Consider the following 19,701-nt stretch of genomic DNA (forward strand, 5'->3'; position numbering starts at 1 on the left):
AGGATTATATAAGCTAGTTAATATATGGTGCTGATTATATATAAGTATATTTAACTTAAACTAACATTCTTCTTATTGGAGTTTTTCAATTATAAAATAAAAAGGCTGTACTCAGTTATTGACAAGCAATATAAAAGCAATCTAGAATTATTGCTATCAAAACATAAATTCAATAACAATAGAGGTATAGATTATAGCTTAAGTAGCAAACCACTAGCAAGTTAAATTATTGATAATTCCTGGTTAATATTATTTTTTTTATTTTTATAGTTAATATTTGCTTGTTAATTGTAGCAGGTTATTTAACTTTGGGAAGTTGTAGTTATACAAGTTCATGCGAGAATAGCTCAGCTGGTAGAGCACGACCTTGCCAAGGTCGGGGTCGCGGGTTCGAATCCCGTTTCTCGCTCAAATAAATGGCTGGTATGTATTAGCACATTCCTTATGAGCTTATATTGTAAGTTTATTAGAAATGTTGATAGCAAAGAAATAGAATTTTGTATGCCAGGGTGGTGGAATTGGTAGACACGCAAGACTTAAAATCTTGTGGACAATTTGTCCGTGCGGGTTCGAGTCCCGCCCTTGGTACATAGTTACTAAATCTTTTGTTACAGCTAATAAATAGCCTAAAGGTTCCTTCAGCCTTAAAAGCTTATTCGGGCACCTCTAAAGATAGATTTATTTAAAGCTCACATACTCTATCAATTCTTGTGAATTGTTCTTATACAATAACAGAACTTTATCAATTACTTTTTGTTGGGTTAAATTGATGATGTAATTGAATTAAAGCTTGCTCGCACACTCCCAAGTTTTTCCAAGAACAAGGAGCACATATTTCATGAAACACTTTTAAAGATATTCTCTGAGCTATCTTTTGCTTAGCTTGGCCCCATGTAATCTGGTCGTTTGGCTGGATGTCTAATGCTTGGCTATGAGCCTGGTCTAATTTATCTATTTTCGCTTGATAATGACATAGCTGTTGCCTTTTATGTGGGCAAGGGTTACAAATGGCATCTGTGTCTTTTACTACTTGAATAGTAGTCTGGTCTCCCTTAGGTGTTTGTAGTAAGTTTACAATATGTTTGTAATTTTCTACAAAGGCAGGAGAATATCCTAGACCTTGAAATCCTATAGTACATAAAAAGTGATGTGGCCGAAAAGTAAGCATAAGTTTAATATTATAGGTTGTTTCAAAGGTATAAGTTCTTTTGCACAAATAACATTATACCATAATTTATGCTAGCTAAACTGTTAAGTAAGGTTTTAGTTTTTCGAAAACATCTTTTTCGAGAATATTCAATTCTAATAAATTTTCTATATAATCAAACCTACCTTTTTTAGTGCGATAGTTTACTATTAATTGTACTTTTTCATAGGATAAATAAGGGTGTGCTACCAAGATTTTAAAGCTCGCTTGGTTAATATTAATTCTCTTTGGCTGAAAGTTAGTAGCAATATAAGTGTATTGAAACATGCTGGAGATGGACAAGGAATCTAGTCCATATATATCCTGGTACTGTTCTTTCCGAACAAATCCACCTAATTTATCTCTGTATTTTATAATTCTAGTAGCTCTTTTATTGCCTATACCTGGTAAGGATTGTAGTTGTTGTGTATCAGTTGTATTAATATCAAAAGACTTTATATTCTTCAGTATTGTAGCTTGCTTTTTATAATGTGGCTTAGTAGTGGCGTCTTGTTGCTTACAAAAAGGTTTATTGTTAATTCTCTGACTTTCAAGTAATGCTAAAGTGCTATCTGATAATTCGATGTCTGCAGCATTGGTGTCTATATAAATCTTGTTATTATAATACCTTCTGAGCATATGTGGCGTGGCTAGCAAGCATAATAATATTATTAACAATATTAACACTCCATTTGTTTCTGCTTTCGAAAAACCAAATTGATCTCTTATTTGCCGCTTGACCCAGTTAAGTAGACTAGTGATAATGAACATATTTACTCCATCTGTTTAAAACAGTTTGAAAGTCTGTAGGAAGAGGTGACTCAAAATACATGTTTTCTTGAGTAGTAGGATGTATAAAACCTAATGAGTAAGCATGCAAAGCTTGCCTAGGCATTATCTGAAAGCAGTTTTCTACAAAACTCTTATATTTTGAAAATTGTTCCCCTTTTACAATCTCATGCCCACCATAAGCAGCATCTGCAAAAATAGGATGGCCCATGTGTTTCATGTGAGCTCTAATCTGATGAGTACGTCCTGTTTCTAGCGTACATTTTACTAACGATACATATCGTAGCCTTTCCACAACTTGGTAGTGAGTGACAGCACGTTTACCTTTTTCGGGATTGGTATAAGGAGCTACAATACGCCTATCTTGTAAGCTTCTATCTAGGTTGATATCGATAGTGCCTGTTTCTGTTTCAGGCTCTCCCCAAATTAATGCATAGTAGGTTCTTGCTATAGAATGATCATAAAATTGTTTAGCTAGTGCAATAAGACTAGCTTCTGTCTTAGCAACAACCAATAGTCCAGAAGTATCTTTATCAATACGATGTACAAGTCCTGGCCTACCTATATTATTGGGTGCAGTAGGAAGATTATCGAAATAATAAATGAGTGCATTCACTAATGTGCCTGTCCAGTTGTTGTACCCTGGGTGTACAACCATGCCAGCCGGTTTATGTACTACCATAAGTGCTTCATCCTCATATACGATATCCAATGGAATATTTTCTGGTATTAGTTCATTGTTACGAGGTGGGTTAGGCAGTACTATCTGTATTTTATCATACGGCCTAATTTTATAATTAGCTTTAGTAGGAATGCCATTAACTAAAATAAATTGATTGTCGATGGCTAGTTGAATTTTATTGCGGCTCGTATTAGGAAGGCGATCTATTAGAAACTTATCAATACGATAAGGTTTTTGTCCTGGATCTACCGTAATGCTATGGTGTTCAAACAGGGTATCTTGAATTTCTATGTTAAGGTCTTCTATCACAATTTATAAGGTTGGTATGTGCAAAATTAGTTAATAGAATTTTTGTCTGACTATATTTTAGTTCATAATTTCATAATTAGAGTTCATTAGTAAAATTTATAGGACTGTACTTCCTGTTGGTAGGTTGTCTATTGCTTTTTCCGCATCTTCGGCAGCAGCCTTAGCTAAATATGTATTCGTTTTGTTAGCCATTATTCTGGCTGTTTGAGCAGTATACTTAGCTATTTTTATGGACTCTTTTGTTATTTGGGTACCATGGTTATGGTTAGCAAGCGTACTATACATATTAGCAACGCCTGCATAGGCTCTAGCAGCATCAGTGTAGGCTGTGTCGGTTTTACATAAATTAGCAGTAAAGTTAGCGTTATTAGCAGCTTTTCTAGCATGTTTAGCAATAGCAATAAGTTTATCAGTTTCTTCTTGTTGGATGGTATAAAACAGATAATTATTTGCTAATGCAGCATAGCAGTAGGCTGTGGTAGCATAGGTATAGGCTTCTTTGGTTGTAGCTTTAAAAGCAGTATTAGATGCATGGTTTGCTAATTCAAAAGCTTGCTGTGCATGAAAGGTAGCTTCACTGTTTTTACAGCAGGCCATATGCCCCATAGCTGCATAAGAATAAGCTTTGCTGGTAGCTGTATAAGCATCCTTAGTTTTGACTATATTGGCAATATTATGAGCTTTCTTTGCGATGGATTCAGCTTTTTCAGTTAAGCCAGGTAATAAGTCAGATAATTCTGTATCCATCAATTGTACACCGATACTTCCATAAGCTTTGGCAGCTTTTTGATATACTGTAGTAATCTCTGTATAAAAATTGGTTGGTCTTTTATGATCATAGTTGGTTAGCTCAGGAATAGATAGATTAAGCTCTTGTATAGTTTTCCACGTAAGCTCAATAAGCTTAGTAAGTTCGTCTTTGTCATCTAGAGCGGTTAAATATAGTTCTTCAATTAGTTCGCTGATGTTTTCTAAGTCAGTTTGATGCTTATTGAGCTGTTCATCGGCTATCCTAAGTTCTCGCTGTTTTAAATCGGCTAGGGTGTAGGTTGAAGAACTAACAGAAGGTTCTTTCTCATTATTTTTACTAGTATCAGATGGGTTAGGAGTGTAAGTAGTGCTATCACTGGTTGTTGCTTCAGAGGCATAGGCGGAAGTAGGTTGTTCTTTCTTTGTAAATGCTGGTACAGCTTGTTCAGTATTACCATTAATTGAAGGGGCTGTTTGGTCACTATTTTCAACTACGAGCTTGCTGTTGATTGCTAAGGAGTTTCTGGTTGATTGGGAACAAGATCAGTATTTAAGGCTGATGAGTCTTGGTTGTAAGGTTTATTCACATCATTAGGGCTAGGTATAGTGTTAGCTGTGTTTTGGTTACTGCTGTTAGGACAAGAATCTTGTTTAGTTGGCGTCCAAACAAAGCTTCTGTTAGCCAAAGGCTCTATATAAGTGATTTGAGATGCTCTCACTGCTAGATTAATTGTAGTTTCAACTTGGTCGATGGCTTTGAAGAGTTTTAACGTGAAAGGGATTGAATCTCTATATGTTATCTCTTTTTCTCCTACTATATCCGACAAAGTAAATTCACAAGGTGTTAGTTGGATATGATTGTGTAGTTTATCTGATAAAATGAGCGTTACATGAGAAGGATGCGTTACAGTAATTATTAATTCACTTGTATTTATTGTATGGGCTCCTTTATTCTTTATCCAAGCAGTAACTACTTGATTATCTCTAAATGCTTGGTTCTCTGCTATTCCTTCTATGCTGATTTGCATATCTTTTAATATGATCGGTTGGTTTGCTATTTTATTGCCTTTATGCCATAACTCAAGTATGATTTTAACAGTGTCTGATTGATTAAAATTTAACTTAAATTCTAGCTTTTTTTGAGAAAGTGGCTGTAGTGTAAAGAAGGATTCTATAGTAGAAATGCTGTTAAGGGTGGCTGTACTTTTTCCTTGTATGCTATGTTGCAGTGTTATTTCATCTATAGACGTTTTTGTAATATTTTCTATAATACAAGTAAGTATACCAGTAATGGGATTGTAACTTAAATTCTTAAAATTTAGTTGGATATTTTTCCAGATTACCTTTTCAATTTTTATAGGAGTTACATTTCCATGAGCCAATAATTCAATTTTGATGATTATCTCATTACATGCTAATGAAGGATGTAAGTTAAATGCTAGCTGCCAAGTATGATACGTATGTGTTTCAGTTAGGTCAGTAAAGTCTGATAATTGCTTATCAATAGACCTACTGCGAAAGAGGTTGATAAAGAGAGTAGAAAAGGTTAAAATGTAATCCTTGTTATATACTAAAAGGAATAAGTATGCATTTAACCTACACCAGAATAAGCAAGTACCCATACAATTTTAGAAGAATAACTGGATTGAGGCTAGAAACATTTGATAAATTAGTTCAAAAAGTAAGGCCTCTCTTTGAAAAGTTAGAAGCGAGCAAGCTGCGCCATGGACGTCGGAGCCATTTACCTACCTTAGAGGATAAACTGCTCTGTGTTTTGGTATATTACCGCACCTATATTAGCCATGTATTTCTAGGCTACTTATTTAACTTACACAACGCTAACATATGCCGCTTGCTAAGAAAAATGGAGCCCTTACTAGCTAAGAAAATTAGCATTAAAAAAGATCGCAGCTTAACCTCAGAAAAGGTATTGCGCATATTAGCAGATGTAAGTGAACAGCCTACGCAAAGACCTAGTAAAAAGCAAAAGAAATCTTATTCAGGCAAGAAAAAGAGACATACCATAAAAACAGAGATAGTCATCAGAGAAGATGGGAGAATACTGTCTGTCTCCAAATCACATAAAGGAAGAGTGCATGACTTTAAAATCCGTAAAGGAGAAAAACCCTTACCTAAAGAAAGCTTAAAGCTGGCAGATAGTGGTTATCAAGGCTGGCAAAAGCTACAGAGCAATGTAATGATACCCTACAAAAAGAGCCGTAAGCGGCCATTAACCAAAGAGCAAAAAGACCATAACAGAAAGCTAGCCTCCATACGCATGAAGGTAGAGCATAAGATAAGAGAGATCAAGGTATTTAAAATTATGGCAGAGGTATACAGGAATTTTCAGAAAAAATATAACCTTCGCTTTAACATTATATCCGGGCTTATAAACTTCAAGTACGCTTTTTAACAAATAATGTCGCTAGAGCCAAGCTCCCTTCTTTATTTTATTTAAAATTCTACTCTATTTTACCTCTTTCGCAGTAGGTCTAATGCTGAGTTGTAATTCTGTGCTGTCCTTAAAAGTTATTTTATTATCCGCTTTCTCTTTGGGTTCTTCTAAACTTATTTTTAGCTTATAATTGTTCCATTCAGGGCTTTTGTTATTTAAAGTATGAAATGTTAAGATAAACTCTTTGTTGTTGCTGAGTAGTATATGTTTGTCCACTTCCATAGTTAATTGGACATGGTCATTTGTAGCTTTAGTATCAATATCTTCGACTGTTTCAGATAGTTCTATTGTTTTCTTATTACAAGTACCACACTGGCATGAAGTAATGCTGAAGCTCATTAGCATGTATATATAGCAGCAGCCAAGTAGTAACCTTTTTTTATTTTTTATGAGAAGAATACTCATGGTGTGGAAATTTTTAAGGAATAGCCTTGTATACAATTCCATACAAATATTTGTTCGCAATTTAGTTATAAGATTATATATCACATATTGTATTATAAATTATAAGCGTATAGATGGTTTATTGCATATAAGGATAAAAATTATTTCTGTAATGCTAGAGTATACCTTAAAATATTGGTTTATTTAAGGCATATTGTATAATTATTTGATAAACTTGTAATGTATGCATGGTATTTACAATAAATATCAGTGTATTTATTATTTGCAAATTTTATTTATAACCATATGCTAGCTGAATTAGTCAATTTTGTTAAAGTAAATTTTCGGCGTCCTAACAATGGGCTTATGCAGCTTATTCTTATTCATGTACTGGTATTTTGTATTTTGGTAGTTAGTAAGGCCATATGTGTCTTATTGGGCTATGAAATTTACTATCAACGTATTTACCAATACCTTATTTTACCTGCTAGTTGGAAAATCTTTTTACAGCAACCTTGGAGTATTCTTACTTATTTCTGGATACATGAACAGTTTTTTTCTATTATTTGGAATGCTTTCTTCTTGCATGCTTTTGGACATCTTATAGTATCTATTTGGCATAGTAGAATTCTAAAATATATATACATACTAGGAGGTATAGCAGCAGGTGTCTTCTTCTTGTTATTATACAATTTGGCACCTGGACTAAAAGGTTATATGGGGTGGCTTGTTGGGCCTGCTGGGAGTTTATATGCAGTTATGGCAGCTGCAGCTATAGCATTACCTAGTTTTTATTTTAACTTACTTTTTATAGGTAGAATTAAAATCAAGCATATAGCGACTGCTCTATTGTTATTGACTTGCTTTGAGTTAGCGAGCCACCAATCAGTTGCTATAGCACATTTAAGCGGTGCCATGGTAGGGTATATGTGTGTTCAATATATACGCAAGTTTATACATTTCCGATCATATTTGAGTTATTTCCTAAACATTGTTAGGAGGAAAAAAAAGTTTAAGATAACTTATGAATCAACTAGCAAGGCAACATCGGTAAAAATTACTAAGACAGCTGATAAAGAGCCAGCAGAAATAGATGCTATAATTGATAAAATTGCTGCTTCAGGGTATGAGAGTTTAACCGAGCAAGAGAAAAAGCAATTGTTCCGTGCTGGTAAATAAATGTTTAAATTCAAAAAAAGAACACTATGTTTTCCTTGATTAAATTTTTATTAAAGATGGTAGGAACTGAACTTATATTTAAAGAGCTTGTAAGACTGTTCCATAAAGAAGTAGATGTTGCTAAACAGGAAGTTAATAAGAAACTAGGTAAGTTTATTATGAAGGGCTTATTGGTTCTGTTGCTAGTTATCTTATTGATGATAGGCTGTGTGTTTGTCTTATTAGCATTAGGACTCTACTTAAATGAAGCTTTTTATAGTGCTTACAAAGGTTTCTTAATGGTTGGAGGAGGCTGCATCTCATTAGTATTGTTAGTAATACTAATATTTAGTATGCGCAATTCGAACAACAACTAAGGTAATAGCAAACGAGTATATACCAATAGGGTAGGTTGTACAAATAACTTACTATATGTGTGTGGCTAGGTTTATGTGAAAAATTATCATTTAAAGCCGTATAATATGCCATGGAAATAAATAAAATTAAGTTTTTATATAGACTCCTTATAGTAGCCTGCTTCTTGGTTAACAATTCTTGTCCAAGCTATGCTATTAGCAAGTCAAGTAGCACTATTAACAATTATAGGCCTACACTATTTCCTGTACAAGATCAACAAGGGCGACTACAAATTGTAATTCGTTTATTTAATCGAGGTAAGGAGTTGTACGCTTTAATGGTAGATCCATATAACTTGACTTTATCTCAATCTGATTTTTCTGCTCTTACGTTACGTAAAGAAGGAAAAAAAGGAAATCTGCCGGGTTACTTTACTTGGAAAGAGCTAGAGGTTACCCCTTATATACGGTTGATTAAACATTGCGAAAAGCCACCTTTTCCCCTTCAGAACGATGGTATTAAGCATGCTTTAAGTAATGCAAAAGGATATTTTCTTACGGTAGACATGTGTCCTTCTTCTAAATCATTTGATAAAGAATTCTTTGAAAAATTAATTCTACTTAGGCAAAATCAAACTCCCTTCCCTGTAGGTATTGGCATTACTGGCTTATGGATGTTAAGTCATCCCGATGAATTTGCTTGGCTTTGTAAACAACATAACCAAAGAAAGTTAAATATTACTTGGGTTAACCATACTTTTAGAAGCCAGTATTACCATGATTTGCCATTAGAAAAGAACTTTTTACGTTTTAGTATAGTAGAAATGCCTGAAGAAGAACGTATCCGTTTTACACAAGCAAGCTTACAAGATGAAGTGTTGTTAGCCGAACAGCTTCTTTTAGAGTATGGACAATTACCTTCCATCTTCTTCCGATTCCCAGGCCTAGTATCTGATGAATATTTAATGAGGATGGTCAGCAATCTAGGTCTTATACCAATAGGAACAGATGCTTGGCTAGCTAAAAATGAAAGGCCTCAGCCAGGAAGTATTATTTTGGTTCATGCGAATGGCAATGAGCCATCTGGTCTTACTAAATTTATGAATTGGCTAGATAGTGTCAATAAAAAAGATATACAATGGCTGCCTTTAGCAGATTTGGCAGATTTAGACTCTTAAATATATGTTAAGCTTGGTTGGTTGACTACAGTATAAAGGTTTATTATGCCTTCATCTAAATTAATATGGAAAGAGGGCGTATGTTATTAGAGTATAAGATACTCATGGTAATAAAAATCTAGTTAAGTTAATAGTATATGATGAGGATACTAGAATAATACGCTCTAGCAATCGTAAAATCTCAAAAAAGTTAAAGCTTAAAGCTATTAATATAAAAACTAAGAACTTTCTGAATAGCACTACTCCTTATAAAGATGTAAATGAAGTGCTAATTTCTTTTGCATATGATATCAAAAGTATAGTTAAGTAAAACCTAATGGGGGTGTATCTGTCAGGCTCTTTGTCATATGGCGAAGTTAATCCTGCTAGGAGTGATATAGACCTTACTGTTGCCTTAAGCTATGGAACTATTGCAGAGGAACTTGAATTAATTAAGGATTTACATAAGAAAATTGAGAAAAAGAATCAAACATGGGCAAATCGGATAGAGTGCTCATATATACCTGTTGATATGTTAAGAAACATATCTCTGTAAAAAGTACTACGCCCCTATTATAATTGTGGTACTTTTTTCAATCAGGCACATTATGGGAATGAGTGGATTATTAATAACTATTTATATATATGAGCATGGAATTCCACTCATTCGGCCACAGTTTAAAGAATTAATTAAGGCGATTGATATAGTAGAAGTGTAAAAGGCTTGCGTTAGAGATTTATTTCAAGCGTAGGTAACAAAAACAATAGATTCTGTATGCTTAGATGATAGCCAGTATCAGGCTTATATCATTCTAAATCTATGTCGAATTTTATATTCTATCATGCAGCGTACTACTGGCTCAAAAACAGCTGCTGCATCATGGGTATGGCTTACGATGGAAATCTGTGATAGAAGCAGCAGAACAATGGCACTATGGTAGGGAACTAGCTATCAAGAAAGAAGAGATTCTATTTATACAGTTTGTAATAGAAAAAGTATCAGCAACACAATTATATAGCCAAGTTTTTAAGAATTGCTGAATTGTTACTTATTAATGCAAAGAAAAAAATAGTCATAGCAAAAGTAAACCTTAGGGCTAAACTAAAAATAAAAAATATCCAGTATTAGGCTAGGAAGTACTATAAATAAAAATATTATTGCTATCCTTAAATGCTTTAAAGTTATTGTTAGTAAATACAGAAGCCAGGTGAAAAAAATGTATTTATATTTAACTCAATACTAGGTATCTATAGCGACCGATTATTAATTCAGGTCTGAAAGCCTACTTTATATCAGTTTCTTATGCCTTTACCTAATCGACTTAGCACCACTACAAGTACTTACTTATTACAACATGCTCATAACCCTATTGATTGGTATCCTTGGGGGGAGGAAGCCCTCTCTAGAGCAAACCAAGAAGACAAACCTATTTTATTAAGTATTGGGTATGCTGCTTGCCATTGGTGTCATGTAATGGGCATACGAGTCCTTTGAAAATGAAGTAGTAGCAGCTGTTATGAATAGTCACTTTATCAATATCAAGGTAGATCGTGAAGAAAATCCTGATGTAGACCAGGTAGCTATAGCAGCTATGCAAGCCATGGGCATACAGGTCGGTTGGCCCTTACATGTATTTTTAATGCCTAATCAACAGCCTTTTTATGGATGCACTTATTTACCTACTGTTGCTTGGAAACAGTTACTAAATAGTGTAGTAAATGCATTTAAAGAGCATCGATTACAGCTGTTAGAGTCATCTTTTTATTTTACCAAAACTTTACAGGAAGATGATATACAATACTATAGGGATGTATCTAGCAACTCTAACTTGACACAAACAGCCATTCAACAAATTTTTCAAAAGATTTACAAAAATCTAGACCCATATCAAGGAGGTATACAAGGCGGTCCTAAATTCCCCTTGCCCAGCATCAGTATGCTCTTATTGCAGTATTACCTAACTTACCACGATAAAGGAGCCTTACAGCAGCTTGGCCTAACCTTAATTAAAATGGCTTATGGGGGTATTTATGATCAGTTGGGAGGTGGGTTTTATCGTTATACTACAGATGAAGCATGGAAAATTCCACACTTTGAAAAAATGCTGTATGATAATGCACAACTGGTATCGCTTTATGCACATGCTTATATGGCTACTAAAGATCCCTTATATAAGCACATTATAAAAGAAACTGTAGCATTTGTATTACGTGAGATGTTGGATGAATCAGGCGGATTTTTCAGTTCTATAGATGCTGATAGCCAAGGGCAAGAGGGCGCCTTCTATACTTGGACTTATCAAGAAATAGAAGGGTTGTTACAAGAAGATACAGATTTATTTACTACCTATTTCTCTGTTACCCCAAATGGAAATTGGCATAGCGGCCTAAACATTTTATATAGAAACGCTGAGGAATTAACGAATGAATTAGGATATCAGACAGCAATTACAGAAGAAAAGTTAAACCAAGCCAAAGGAATCTTATATAATACCCGAGAAACAACCCATATAAAGCCTTCTTTAGATACTAAGGTTATTGCTTCTTGGAATGGGATGATGCTACAAGCATTAATAGATGCCTATTATGCGTTGGAAGACATGCATTACTTAGAATTAGCTTTACAAAATGCTGCTTGTATGGAAAAGTATTTGATGAAAGGCAATCAAGTATGGCATAGCTATAGCCAAGGTAAACATGGTAGAGTAGGGTATTTAGAAGATTATGCTTGGTTGGCAAATGCATTTATAAGCTTGTATGAGGCAACTTTACAGGACTATTGGATTTACAAAGCAGAAGGGTTGGTGCAATATGTGCTTCATCATTTTACTCATGAACATAATAACTTATTTTACTTTACAGACGTTAAAGAGCCTGTATTTATAAAACGTACTCAAGAAATTCTTGACCAAGTAATACCTAGCTCTAATGCTGTCATGGCACACAATCTTTATCGGCTAGGTAATTTACTAAAACGAGAGTCTTATACGATACTATTTCATAAAATGTTGTGCGAAGTAGCTCGCACCTTGCAACATGATCCTTTATACATGACCTATTGGGCCAATCTGCAATTGCTTAAGCTGCGCAACATACCTGTTGTAGTTATTATAGGCTCTCATAGCACTACCTGGGCTTCGATTATCAAGCGACATTACACAGAGATATTGTTGGCAGGTGCTACATGCCAACCTACCATTCCCTGGTTAACTAAGTATAAGATGCAGGAGGATAAAACAACAGTGTATATATGTGATGATACAGCTTGTTATGCACCACTTTATAGTTTAGAAGAGGTTTTAAAATGGTTAAGTACATGGAGAAGCAAGCAAACTACTTAATGTAATACTTGTATTTATCTCAGAATCTCTCAATATTCGCCCGAATGCCTTAAACTTTACAGGCATAATATATTTAAATATAAAATGACAAAGTCATACAAGTTTATTTTAGATGTGCTAAAACCCTATTGGCTTCATCTGTTCTTTTTAGGGTTTATAGAGCTGTTTTGGGCTATAGATCTTTCACTAAGACCTTATTTGGTTAAAGTTATGCTGGATAGGTTAGAGGGATATACTGGAGAAATAATATACTCCTTGCTACTATATCCAGCAGCAGCATATATTGCTTTTAGCATAGGTAATGCTTTTATCTTTAGGTTAAGTGATTTCATATATTTAAAAGCAATTCCTATATTTCGTAACCAACTTATTCTAAAAAGCCTTACAAAGATTCATCAACATCCTTATTCTTATTTTCAAAAACATTTTGGTGGCGCTATTGCTACACGCATAGGAGAAATGGTAGATTCAGCAGAAACTTTAATCAGTGTCTTTATTTATCGATTGCTTGCACATAGCTTAGCCTTTATTATTGCTTGCTATACAATTGGTCGTGCAGTTCATGCACACTTAGCATTTATATTAATTATATACGCTACCATCTTTGTTTATATTAGTTACTTGCTAAGTAGGAAACCATATAGGTTATCTAAAAATTATTTAGAAAGATATGCTCTTTTAATGGGAAAACTGATAGATAGTATTAACAATAGTCTCTCGGTTATTTTGTTTGGAAGACGTAAATATGAGCGTGCTTATATAGCTAAGCAAGCAAGGCTAGAAGCTGAGATGTCACAAGAATTGCAATGGGCTGTGTTGGTTAACCAAGCATTGACTTCCCTTTTTCTAGCATTTTTAATTGCATCTGTACTAGTTTATCTAATTTATCTCCGTAGATGGGGATTAGTTACTGTAGGTGATTTCTCTCTTACATTAACCTTATCACTGGCGCTTGTAAAGAACCTACAAGATATTGTAAGTGATTTCTTAAAATTTTCACAACATTTAGGAAAATGTGCTTTAGCTATAGAATTTATAGACGCACCTCCTATGGTTCATAAATCTCTAAATGCTCCCAAGTTAAACGTTAAAGAAGGCAAAATAGAGTTTCATGAGGTTTATTTTGGATACGAGCCTAACAAACTTCTATTTGATAATCTTTCCTTAGTTATTAAGCCACAACAGAAAATAGGGCTGGTAGGCTATTCAGGTAGTGGTAAGACAACCTTTGTTAATCTAATTATGGGCATCTTTCCCCTATATTCAGGAAAAATATTAATTGACGGACAAGATATTAGTGAAGTAAACCAAGATAGCCTGCACCAAGCTATAAGCTTTATACCGCAAGAACCACTCTTATTTAATAGATCTATACTAGAAAATATTGCCTATGGAAATTTGCCAGCTTCAGAAGAAGATATACTTAATGCTGCTAAGCAAGCTTATGCTGATGAATTTATAGAAAGGCTCCCAGATAAATATCATACTATTGTAGGAGAAAGAGGTATGAAATTATCAGGAGGCCAAAGACAAAGAATTGCTATTGCAAGGGCGCTTCTAAAAAATACAAGAATATTTATTTTTGATGAAATTAGCTCGGTTTTAGATCCATTGACAGAGTCATATTTACAGAAAAGTCTAGATAAAATTATACAGCAAAAGACTGTAATAACCATTGCCCACCGGCTTTCTACTTTAATGAGGATGGATAGTCTTCTTGTTTTTGATAAAGGGAAAATTGTAGAACAAGGGACACATAGTGAGCTGCTTTTAAAAGGAGGAATCTATAGTCAGCTTTGGAAAACGCAAGCTTCAGCATTCGGAGTTTGAATTTAATAAGCTAGAATTACTTGTTAAAAGTCAGCATATTCTCAAGGAGTAAATATTTGTATATTATGCTTGTTTTTATGTAAATCCGGAATTCAATTCCGAAATTACATAGAATATTTGAGTGGACATATGATTTATCGTACGCTACAAGATAGGCTATCACAAATAGTTCATCAATTTCCTGTTATCACTATTACAGGTCCTAGACAATTAGGAAAAATAACGCTTGCTAAGCATATATTTCCTAACCACACCTATATTAATCTTGAATTACACAACAATAGAGATTTTGCTATAACAGATCCAAAGGTTTTTTTCTGCGTATTCTTGTAATCTAATTTTAATGAGGTATAGCGTGTGCCTATTTTATTGTCTTATATCCAAGGAATGCTAGATGAGCGTGGGCAAAATGTCCAATTTATCCTTACTGGTTCAGGAAATTTGTTGCTCTCTGAGAAGATTAATCAAAGCCTTGCCGGCAGAGCATATATTTGCAATTTATTGCCTTTGAGCTTGGAAGAACTACAGACTTCCACCAGCCATAATTATATGCACATGATCTAGATGTTATAGATTGGCTCTCAGCATATATTCAAACCTATGTAGAAAGAGATGTAAGGCAGCTTATTAACATCCGGACATTTAAAACAATTTCAAACTTTTATCAAGTTATGTGCAGGCACATGTAGGGCAGATTATTAACTATACAGCCCTTTGTAATGCAGTAGGAGGGTAATGACGAAACAGTGAAGGAATGGCTTTCTATTTTGGAAGCAACTTACATTGTATACATGCTACAACTTTATTATAAAAAACTTTAAAAAAAGCTTATTAAGTCACCTAAGCTATACTTTTATGATACTAGGCTAACTTGCATGTTGCTAGATATTACCGATCCTAACTTGCTTGCTTGGCATCCATTACAAGGAAGCCTTTTCAAAAATATAGTTATAATCGAATGACTGAAAAGGGATTTTAATTGCGGGTTATGGACACATTTTTATTTCTGGCGAGAAAGCAATGGGTTAGAAGTGGATTATTTGATAGAACACCAAGGAAAGATATTGCCTATTGAAATAAAATCTACACAAACACTTACTTCTTTTCCAACCAGCAACTTTAAAAAGCTGGTAAACTTAATGGGCGAGCATGCAGTCGATCCTTATATAGTATATGGTGGGTGAATAGAGCTTTAATAACCAATGAATTGACGTATTAAGTTGGAGGAATCTAGATATACTTATTGATAAGTAGTAGGTATTTTGGAAATATTTTTAATAACTTAATGCACAAGTTTAAACATTATTAAAAGTGATTAATATGGATAATACTAATATTTCAAATGGGTTATCACCTAACTATGACCCTTTACAAGATCCAACCTATATGTCTGACAATATGGTTGCTTATTTTAAACAAAAGCTTAATAAAAAGTTAGAAGATCTTATTAAGGAAGAAGAGCTTATTGCTATAAATAAGGCAGATGGGCCTAGAAGAGAAGCAGAATATGTAGAAAATAGTCAGATAGAAGAATTAAGTTTGGAAGAGAATTTACCATTGCAGAATGAAGATTTTTTAAAAAGAGAGGTTGAAGACGCTCTTTACCGCATTAATCTAGGTACCTACGGATATTGTGAGGAAACAGGCGATCCTATTGGTGTAAGACGTCTATTAGCTTTCCCGATGGCTAGGTACACCACAGAAGTACAAAAGCAAAAAGATGCATTATTGCGTTAATCTTATATAACCCATGTTCCGTAGTTCTTTGTTAGATTATTAATTGAGTATGCTCTTGGACATACCATATCCGAAAGTATGGCCAAGTAGATAGTTGTTTTAAGAAGTGCGGAATGTGGAAATAACTACTACATTTAAAATATAACTGAAGTTCAATCTTACAAGCCTATTAAGATTAAATTTAAGGCTGCATTCCTTCTTGCCATCTGCTACATTTGGTCTATACTTTTTGAAAAATATTTTATGCTTATGCTTGGAAGTATGGGATATGTTTCTCACTTAATATCCCTATATAATTGTTGAGATTTGTTTAAGCGTGTAAGGTATTGTTCGCCCTTTAAAAGTAACAGGCCATGTACAGCACAAATAAAAGAATTACAGCAGCTATTTTACTTTGTAGTCAGCTATTAACCATAACGAGTTGCAATAATTATCCTAATATTCCCACCCAACCTAAAGTAGTTCGTACAGAAAAGGGAATTAATAAAAAACCAAGCAAAGATGACTCAATATTACCATTGGTAGATAGCTTAGTGATTACTATTGCTGATGGGAAAAAGCTTGATTTAAAGTATAAGAACGAAAATTGGCAAGCAGCGTTAATTACAGAAGATGGTGTGGAACAGATATTGACCATTGTATTAGAGCCAGGCTATAGCATAGCTAAGCTAATTACTGCTAAAGAAGAGGAACAGCGAGAGCTAGTGCGCCTAGTAGCCAGTAAAAAAGAGACATTAAATGCAGCATATGTATATATAGGCAAACAAGCTTGTACAGAGCAGTCTATAACTAGCCAGGTGCAGACAAAAAGCAGCACAAAATTATCGGATGATGCATCAGCTTCTTCCAGAATGCTAATTACTAGTACAGCACATACAAAAATACCTATCTCTACATTATCCAAGCATATAAAAGAAGAGCAAAAGCTAGCTTCCAAACAAGGTAATTCTATTATAGTAAACCCTATAGTGGACAATATCAAGCAGGCCATAATAAAGAAAGATTTACCAGTATCTGTATTACGTAATCAAGGTTCTATCTTATCTCCATCTATTAAACCAACGTATAAAGATCAACAACCTAAGAATAACAGTCCTTCCATTACCTTAATCAGAGGCAAAGCTTTGGAATTGCACAAAAAAGAGGCACAAGATAAGCGAGAACAAGCCAAACCATATAATCAAGCAGATATAGCTGCATCAATAACTGACAGTAATGGCATAGCTGAACAGTTAACAGAAGAGCAGGCTATTCCAAGGTTTAATAGCAAAAGGAGGCCATCAAGTATATCTAACCGTTGTAGAAGGCAAGTGGATGGCAATTGTTAAAGAGAATGCTCCTATAGGTTTTAGTAGAACGCAGTATTTGGATTTATATCTAGCACCTGGTTTTACAACCAACCAGTTAAGTAAACATAGCCCTGAATGGCAAGAGGCACATATAGGAGTAGTATTTCCTGAAAAAAGTTCAACTGGCAAAGGGTATGTATATATAGGTGACGGGGGGCTGCTCGGTGGTGGGAATAGTGGTTCCAAAGGAGGCGGTGGAAATGATAGCGATAGGACATCTAGCAGAAGTGAATCTAGTGAGAGGAGTACATCTGGCTCTAGCCACAGTTCAAGTAGTAGCAGTGGTAGAGCAAGTCATAATATTGGAAGCTCACATAGTAGTTTCAGTATGCCAAAAACTTCATCTTCCAGTTCCCATCATCGAGATAGCTTTAAGGATTTTTGTAATAAGAGTTCAGCTAATGTTTCAGCTTCGTTATCTTCTGCAGGTATAAAGCATGATACCCATAGCACTTCCCATACTAGTGATAGTTTTAAGGATTTTTGTGATAAGAGTTCAGCTAATGTCTCAGCTATGTTATCTTCTGCAGGTATAAAGCATGATACCCATAGCACTTCCCATTCTAGCTTCTCCAGCCATACTAGTTCATATTCTAGCAGCAGGGCATCTAACCAAGCTGCTAGTAGCAGTAATAGTGAAAGTAAGCCTGCTGCTTCTAAGGAGTCATCCTCTTCAAGCAAAGAATCTAAAGCCCCCCATCTTACCCTAGAGAATGCAGCTACGGAGGTGAGAAAGCACATACAAGAGGCTAAAAATGATGGTCCTAAAGCTACGAGTGTATCAGCCAGCCAGCAACAACAAGCAAAAGGGGAGCAACTACTTAAACAGCTACGTGAAATCAAGCAACAACAGGAACGGTCGTATAGCCAAACACAGACCGCTTACATTACACCAGGTAATTCTGAAATAGGGAATAAGCTGTTGTTAGACCAGCTAACCAAAAAAGGTCAAGAATTGTCTACTTTAAAAGAATTAGAGTCAGAGCTAACACAAAGCTTAGAGCGCGAGCGTCCAACTAGCCATTATGAGGAAACAAGAAAAGAATCAATACTAGCTAGTGCTACAACTACACCAAAAGAGATTAAGGTAAAAGATAAAGGAAAAGAAAAGGATACAAGCTTGACACCTGGTACTACCCAAGCAACAAATAACCTTCATAGTACAACCCTATCTTCGTCTGGGGACATTTCTACTGCTACAAGTACTACTGAACCACTACTCAGCACACCCACTAAAGGTCCAGCAGTTAAAGTTGAGAGTGGTACACGTAAGACAAAAATACCCTACAATGATAGAGCGGACAGTTTTAGCTATGACCACTACTCTTCAAGCACTAGCACAAATACACCTGCTGTATCAGCTACAGAGCCTACTAACCCGGCTACATCTAGTACTACTTCCACTAGTACTACTGATAAAAGTGAAGCAGAAATTCATAACCAGTGGAGTGATTTGTTAAAGGAAATACAAGTCCAATTGGGACATTCCAAAATACAAGGTTTAGCAGACGCTCTATATCTACAAAAACAGGCTAGATTCTATATAGAAAAATTAAAGTCGTATGAAAAATATAAATGCATTAGCAGATCTTCCCTCGAGCAAGCACTCACTCAATGAGCTGGAAAAGCTATCTGTACAGGTTGAAGCTGCCCTGGATAAGGAGAGGTATAATGCAGTCGTAGGTGAAATCAAGCAAGTGTTGGATACAAGAATAGAAACTATTAACAGGCTACAAGAGGAAGAAGCAGACCCAGTTATTATCATAGCAACGGCACGCGAGATAAAGCCCCATGTAGAAGCAGCTATAAAACACTTGGAGGAGTTTTCGACCAAGCAAGATAAGAGTTCTAGTATAGAGAACTTGAAAGAAGCCAAAAGTCAGCTTGAAGCTGTTATTAGAGACTATAGTCATAGAAAAATTCTACTAGACAAATATAAAGCAGTTTTTAGGCAAGCAGCCAAGCATATTTCAAAAAGGATAGAACAAGAGCAGGAAGAACTAGCTAAGAGTGTAGGGAAGCCAGTTGGGAAGCCTGAAATAACTATAACCAATAAGCCAGGTATAACAATAGCACAGTTAGAAGAAATGTTTGGAGATGATCAAAGTAATACCTGCGATTTGCAGAAACTCTTAGAGGCTGTCTAAAAAGGGTAATTTAGATAGGAAAAGCAGACAAAACTTTATAAAATTAGTTAGTGAACTTTAAACTAACAGCT

At 34.9% G+C, this 19,701-nt stretch carries 22 protein-coding genes, 2 tRNA genes and 1 pseudogene; 19 read left to right on the forward strand and 6 right to left on the reverse strand.

Going from position 1 to position 19,701, the window contains the following annotated elements:
* The first annotated feature begins 336 nt into the window (after positions 1–336).
* Both AASI_RS03415 and AASI_RS03420 read left to right on the forward strand, forming a co-directional pair.
* Positions 337–409, forward strand: a tRNA-Gly gene (locus AASI_RS03415).
* Positions 410–503: 94 nt separating this feature from the next.
* A tRNA-Leu gene (locus AASI_RS03420) sits at positions 504–588 on the forward strand.
* A 154-nt stretch (positions 589–742) separates the two neighbouring features.
* On the opposite strand, the gene AASI_RS03425 is transcribed toward AASI_RS03420, so the two are convergent.
* The 5 genes from AASI_RS03425 to AASI_RS03450 form a co-directional block, all read right to left on the reverse strand.
* Positions 743–1,168 (reverse strand): DUF1284 domain-containing protein, encoded by a 426-nt coding sequence (locus tag AASI_RS03425; protein ID WP_044282990.1) that lies wholly within the window; start codon positions 1,166–1,168, stop codon positions 743–745.
* 75 nt (positions 1,169–1,243) lie between these two features.
* On the reverse strand, positions 1,244–1,957 hold the full coding sequence (locus AASI_RS03430) for a ComEA family DNA-binding protein (RefSeq protein ID WP_012472827.1): 714 nt from the start codon (positions 1,955–1,957) through the stop codon (positions 1,244–1,246).
* Positions 1,941–2,966 carry an RluA family pseudouridine synthase gene (locus tag AASI_RS03435; RefSeq protein WP_012472828.1) on the reverse strand — a complete coding sequence of 342 codons (1,026 nt, stop codon included), beginning with the start codon at positions 2,964–2,966 and terminating at the stop codon, positions 1,941–1,943. Before AASI_RS03435 ends, AASI_RS03430 begins: the two co-directional genes overlap by 17 nt.
* A 96-nt stretch (positions 2,967–3,062) precedes the next feature.
* A complete protein-coding gene (locus AASI_RS03440; protein ID WP_012472829.1) occupies positions 3,063–3,713 on the reverse strand; it encodes a hypothetical protein in 651 nt (216 codons plus the stop codon).
* 515 nt (positions 3,714–4,228) lie between these two features.
* Entirely contained in the window at positions 4,229–5,338 is a 1,110-nt protein-coding gene (locus AASI_RS03450; protein WP_044282779.1) for a hypothetical protein, read from the reverse strand.
* On the opposite strand from AASI_RS03450, the gene AASI_RS03455 reads away from it, so the two are divergent.
* Positions 5,302–6,129, forward strand: a complete 828-nt coding sequence (locus tag AASI_RS03455; protein ID WP_083758818.1) for an IS5-like element ISCaa6 family transposase — start codon at positions 5,302–5,304, stop codon at positions 6,127–6,129. The genes AASI_RS03450 and AASI_RS03455 overlap by 37 nt on opposite strands.
* Positions 6,130–6,183: 54 nt before the next feature.
* Here AASI_RS03455 and AASI_RS03460 read toward each other — a convergent pair whose 3' ends face one another.
* On the reverse strand, positions 6,184–6,510 hold the full coding sequence (locus AASI_RS03460; protein ID WP_012472832.1) for a hypothetical protein: 327 nt from the start codon (positions 6,508–6,510) through the stop codon (positions 6,184–6,186).
* A gap of 351 nt (positions 6,511–6,861) precedes the next feature.
* On the opposite strand from AASI_RS03460, the gene AASI_RS03465 reads away from it, so the two are divergent.
* From AASI_RS03465 to AASI_RS03515, 16 genes and pseudogenes are all read left to right on the forward strand, one after another.
* Positions 6,862–7,734: a rhomboid family intramembrane serine protease gene (locus AASI_RS03465; RefSeq protein WP_044282780.1), complete on the forward strand. Its 873-nt coding sequence runs from the start codon at positions 6,862–6,864 to the stop codon at positions 7,732–7,734.
* Between the two features lie 26 nt (positions 7,735–7,760).
* Positions 7,761–8,090: a phage holin family protein gene (locus AASI_RS03470; protein ID WP_044282781.1), complete on the forward strand. Its 330-nt coding sequence runs from the start codon at positions 7,761–7,763 to the stop codon at positions 8,088–8,090.
* Between the two features lie 110 nt (positions 8,091–8,200).
* Positions 8,201–9,247 carry a polysaccharide deacetylase family protein gene (locus AASI_RS03475; RefSeq protein ID WP_012472835.1) on the forward strand — a complete coding sequence of 349 codons (1,047 nt, stop codon included), beginning with the start codon at positions 8,201–8,203 and terminating at the stop codon, positions 9,245–9,247.
* A gap of 316 nt (positions 9,248–9,563) precedes the next feature.
* On the forward strand, positions 9,564–9,782 hold the full coding sequence (locus AASI_RS03480; protein WP_044282783.1) for a nucleotidyltransferase domain-containing protein: 219 nt from the start codon (positions 9,564–9,566) through the stop codon (positions 9,780–9,782).
* A gap of 208 nt (positions 9,783–9,990) precedes the next feature.
* Positions 9,991–10,167, forward strand: coding sequence for an aminoglycoside adenylyltransferase domain-containing protein (locus AASI_RS09300; protein WP_083758819.1), 177 nt, complete (start codon positions 9,991–9,993; stop codon positions 10,165–10,167).
* On the forward strand, positions 10,133–10,267 hold the full coding sequence (locus tag AASI_RS09205) for a hypothetical protein (RefSeq protein WP_262481537.1): 135 nt from the start codon (positions 10,133–10,135) through the stop codon (positions 10,265–10,267). The genes AASI_RS09300 and AASI_RS09205 overlap by 35 nt, the downstream gene beginning before the upstream one ends.
* Before the next feature lie 262 nt (positions 10,268–10,529).
* Positions 10,530–10,721: a DUF255 domain-containing protein gene (locus AASI_RS09210; protein WP_012472836.1), complete on the forward strand. Its 192-nt coding sequence runs from the start codon at positions 10,530–10,532 to the stop codon at positions 10,719–10,721.
* Positions 10,722–10,743: 22 nt separating this feature from the next.
* Positions 10,744–12,567: a thioredoxin domain-containing protein gene (locus AASI_RS03485; protein WP_012472837.1), complete on the forward strand. Its 1,824-nt coding sequence runs from the start codon at positions 10,744–10,746 to the stop codon at positions 12,565–12,567.
* 84 nt (positions 12,568–12,651) lie between these two features.
* Positions 12,652–14,397, forward strand: a complete 1,746-nt coding sequence (locus AASI_RS03490; protein WP_012472838.1) for an ABC transporter ATP-binding protein — start codon at positions 12,652–12,654, stop codon at positions 14,395–14,397.
* A gap of 117 nt (positions 14,398–14,514) precedes the next feature.
* Positions 14,515–14,730 (forward strand): hypothetical protein, encoded by a 216-nt coding sequence (locus AASI_RS07635; RefSeq protein ID WP_187146300.1) that lies wholly within the window; start codon positions 14,515–14,517, stop codon positions 14,728–14,730.
* A 36-nt stretch (positions 14,731–14,766) separates the two neighbouring features.
* Positions 14,767–14,961 (forward strand): AAA family ATPase, encoded by a 195-nt coding sequence (locus AASI_RS07640; RefSeq protein ID WP_148204937.1) that lies wholly within the window; start codon positions 14,767–14,769, stop codon positions 14,959–14,961.
* 266 nt (positions 14,962–15,227) lie between these two features.
* Positions 15,228–15,581, forward strand: a pseudogene (locus tag AASI_RS09305) (DUF4143 domain-containing protein).
* Positions 15,582–15,717: 136 nt separating this feature from the next.
* Positions 15,718–16,134, forward strand: a complete 417-nt coding sequence (locus AASI_RS03500) for a TraR/DksA family transcriptional regulator (RefSeq protein WP_012472839.1) — start codon at positions 15,718–15,720, stop codon at positions 16,132–16,134.
* Positions 16,135–16,487: 353 nt separating this feature from the next.
* Positions 16,488–17,462: a hypothetical protein gene (locus AASI_RS03505; protein WP_012472840.1), complete on the forward strand. Its 975-nt coding sequence runs from the start codon at positions 16,488–16,490 to the stop codon at positions 17,460–17,462.
* Positions 17,449–19,101 carry a hypothetical protein gene (locus AASI_RS03510; protein ID WP_012472841.1) on the forward strand — a complete coding sequence of 551 codons (1,653 nt, stop codon included), beginning with the start codon at positions 17,449–17,451 and terminating at the stop codon, positions 19,099–19,101. Before AASI_RS03505 ends, AASI_RS03510 begins: the two co-directional genes overlap by 14 nt.
* Positions 19,046–19,630 (forward strand): hypothetical protein, encoded by a 585-nt coding sequence (locus AASI_RS03515; RefSeq protein WP_012472842.1) that lies wholly within the window; start codon positions 19,046–19,048, stop codon positions 19,628–19,630. The genes AASI_RS03510 and AASI_RS03515 overlap by 56 nt, the downstream gene beginning before the upstream one ends.
* Positions 19,631–19,701: the final 71 nt, after the last annotated feature.

Source organism: Candidatus Amoebophilus asiaticus 5a2 (assembly GCF_000020565.1).
GTDB classification, from domain to species: Bacteria; Bacteroidota; Bacteroidia; order Cytophagales; family Amoebophilaceae; genus Amoebophilus; species Amoebophilus asiaticus.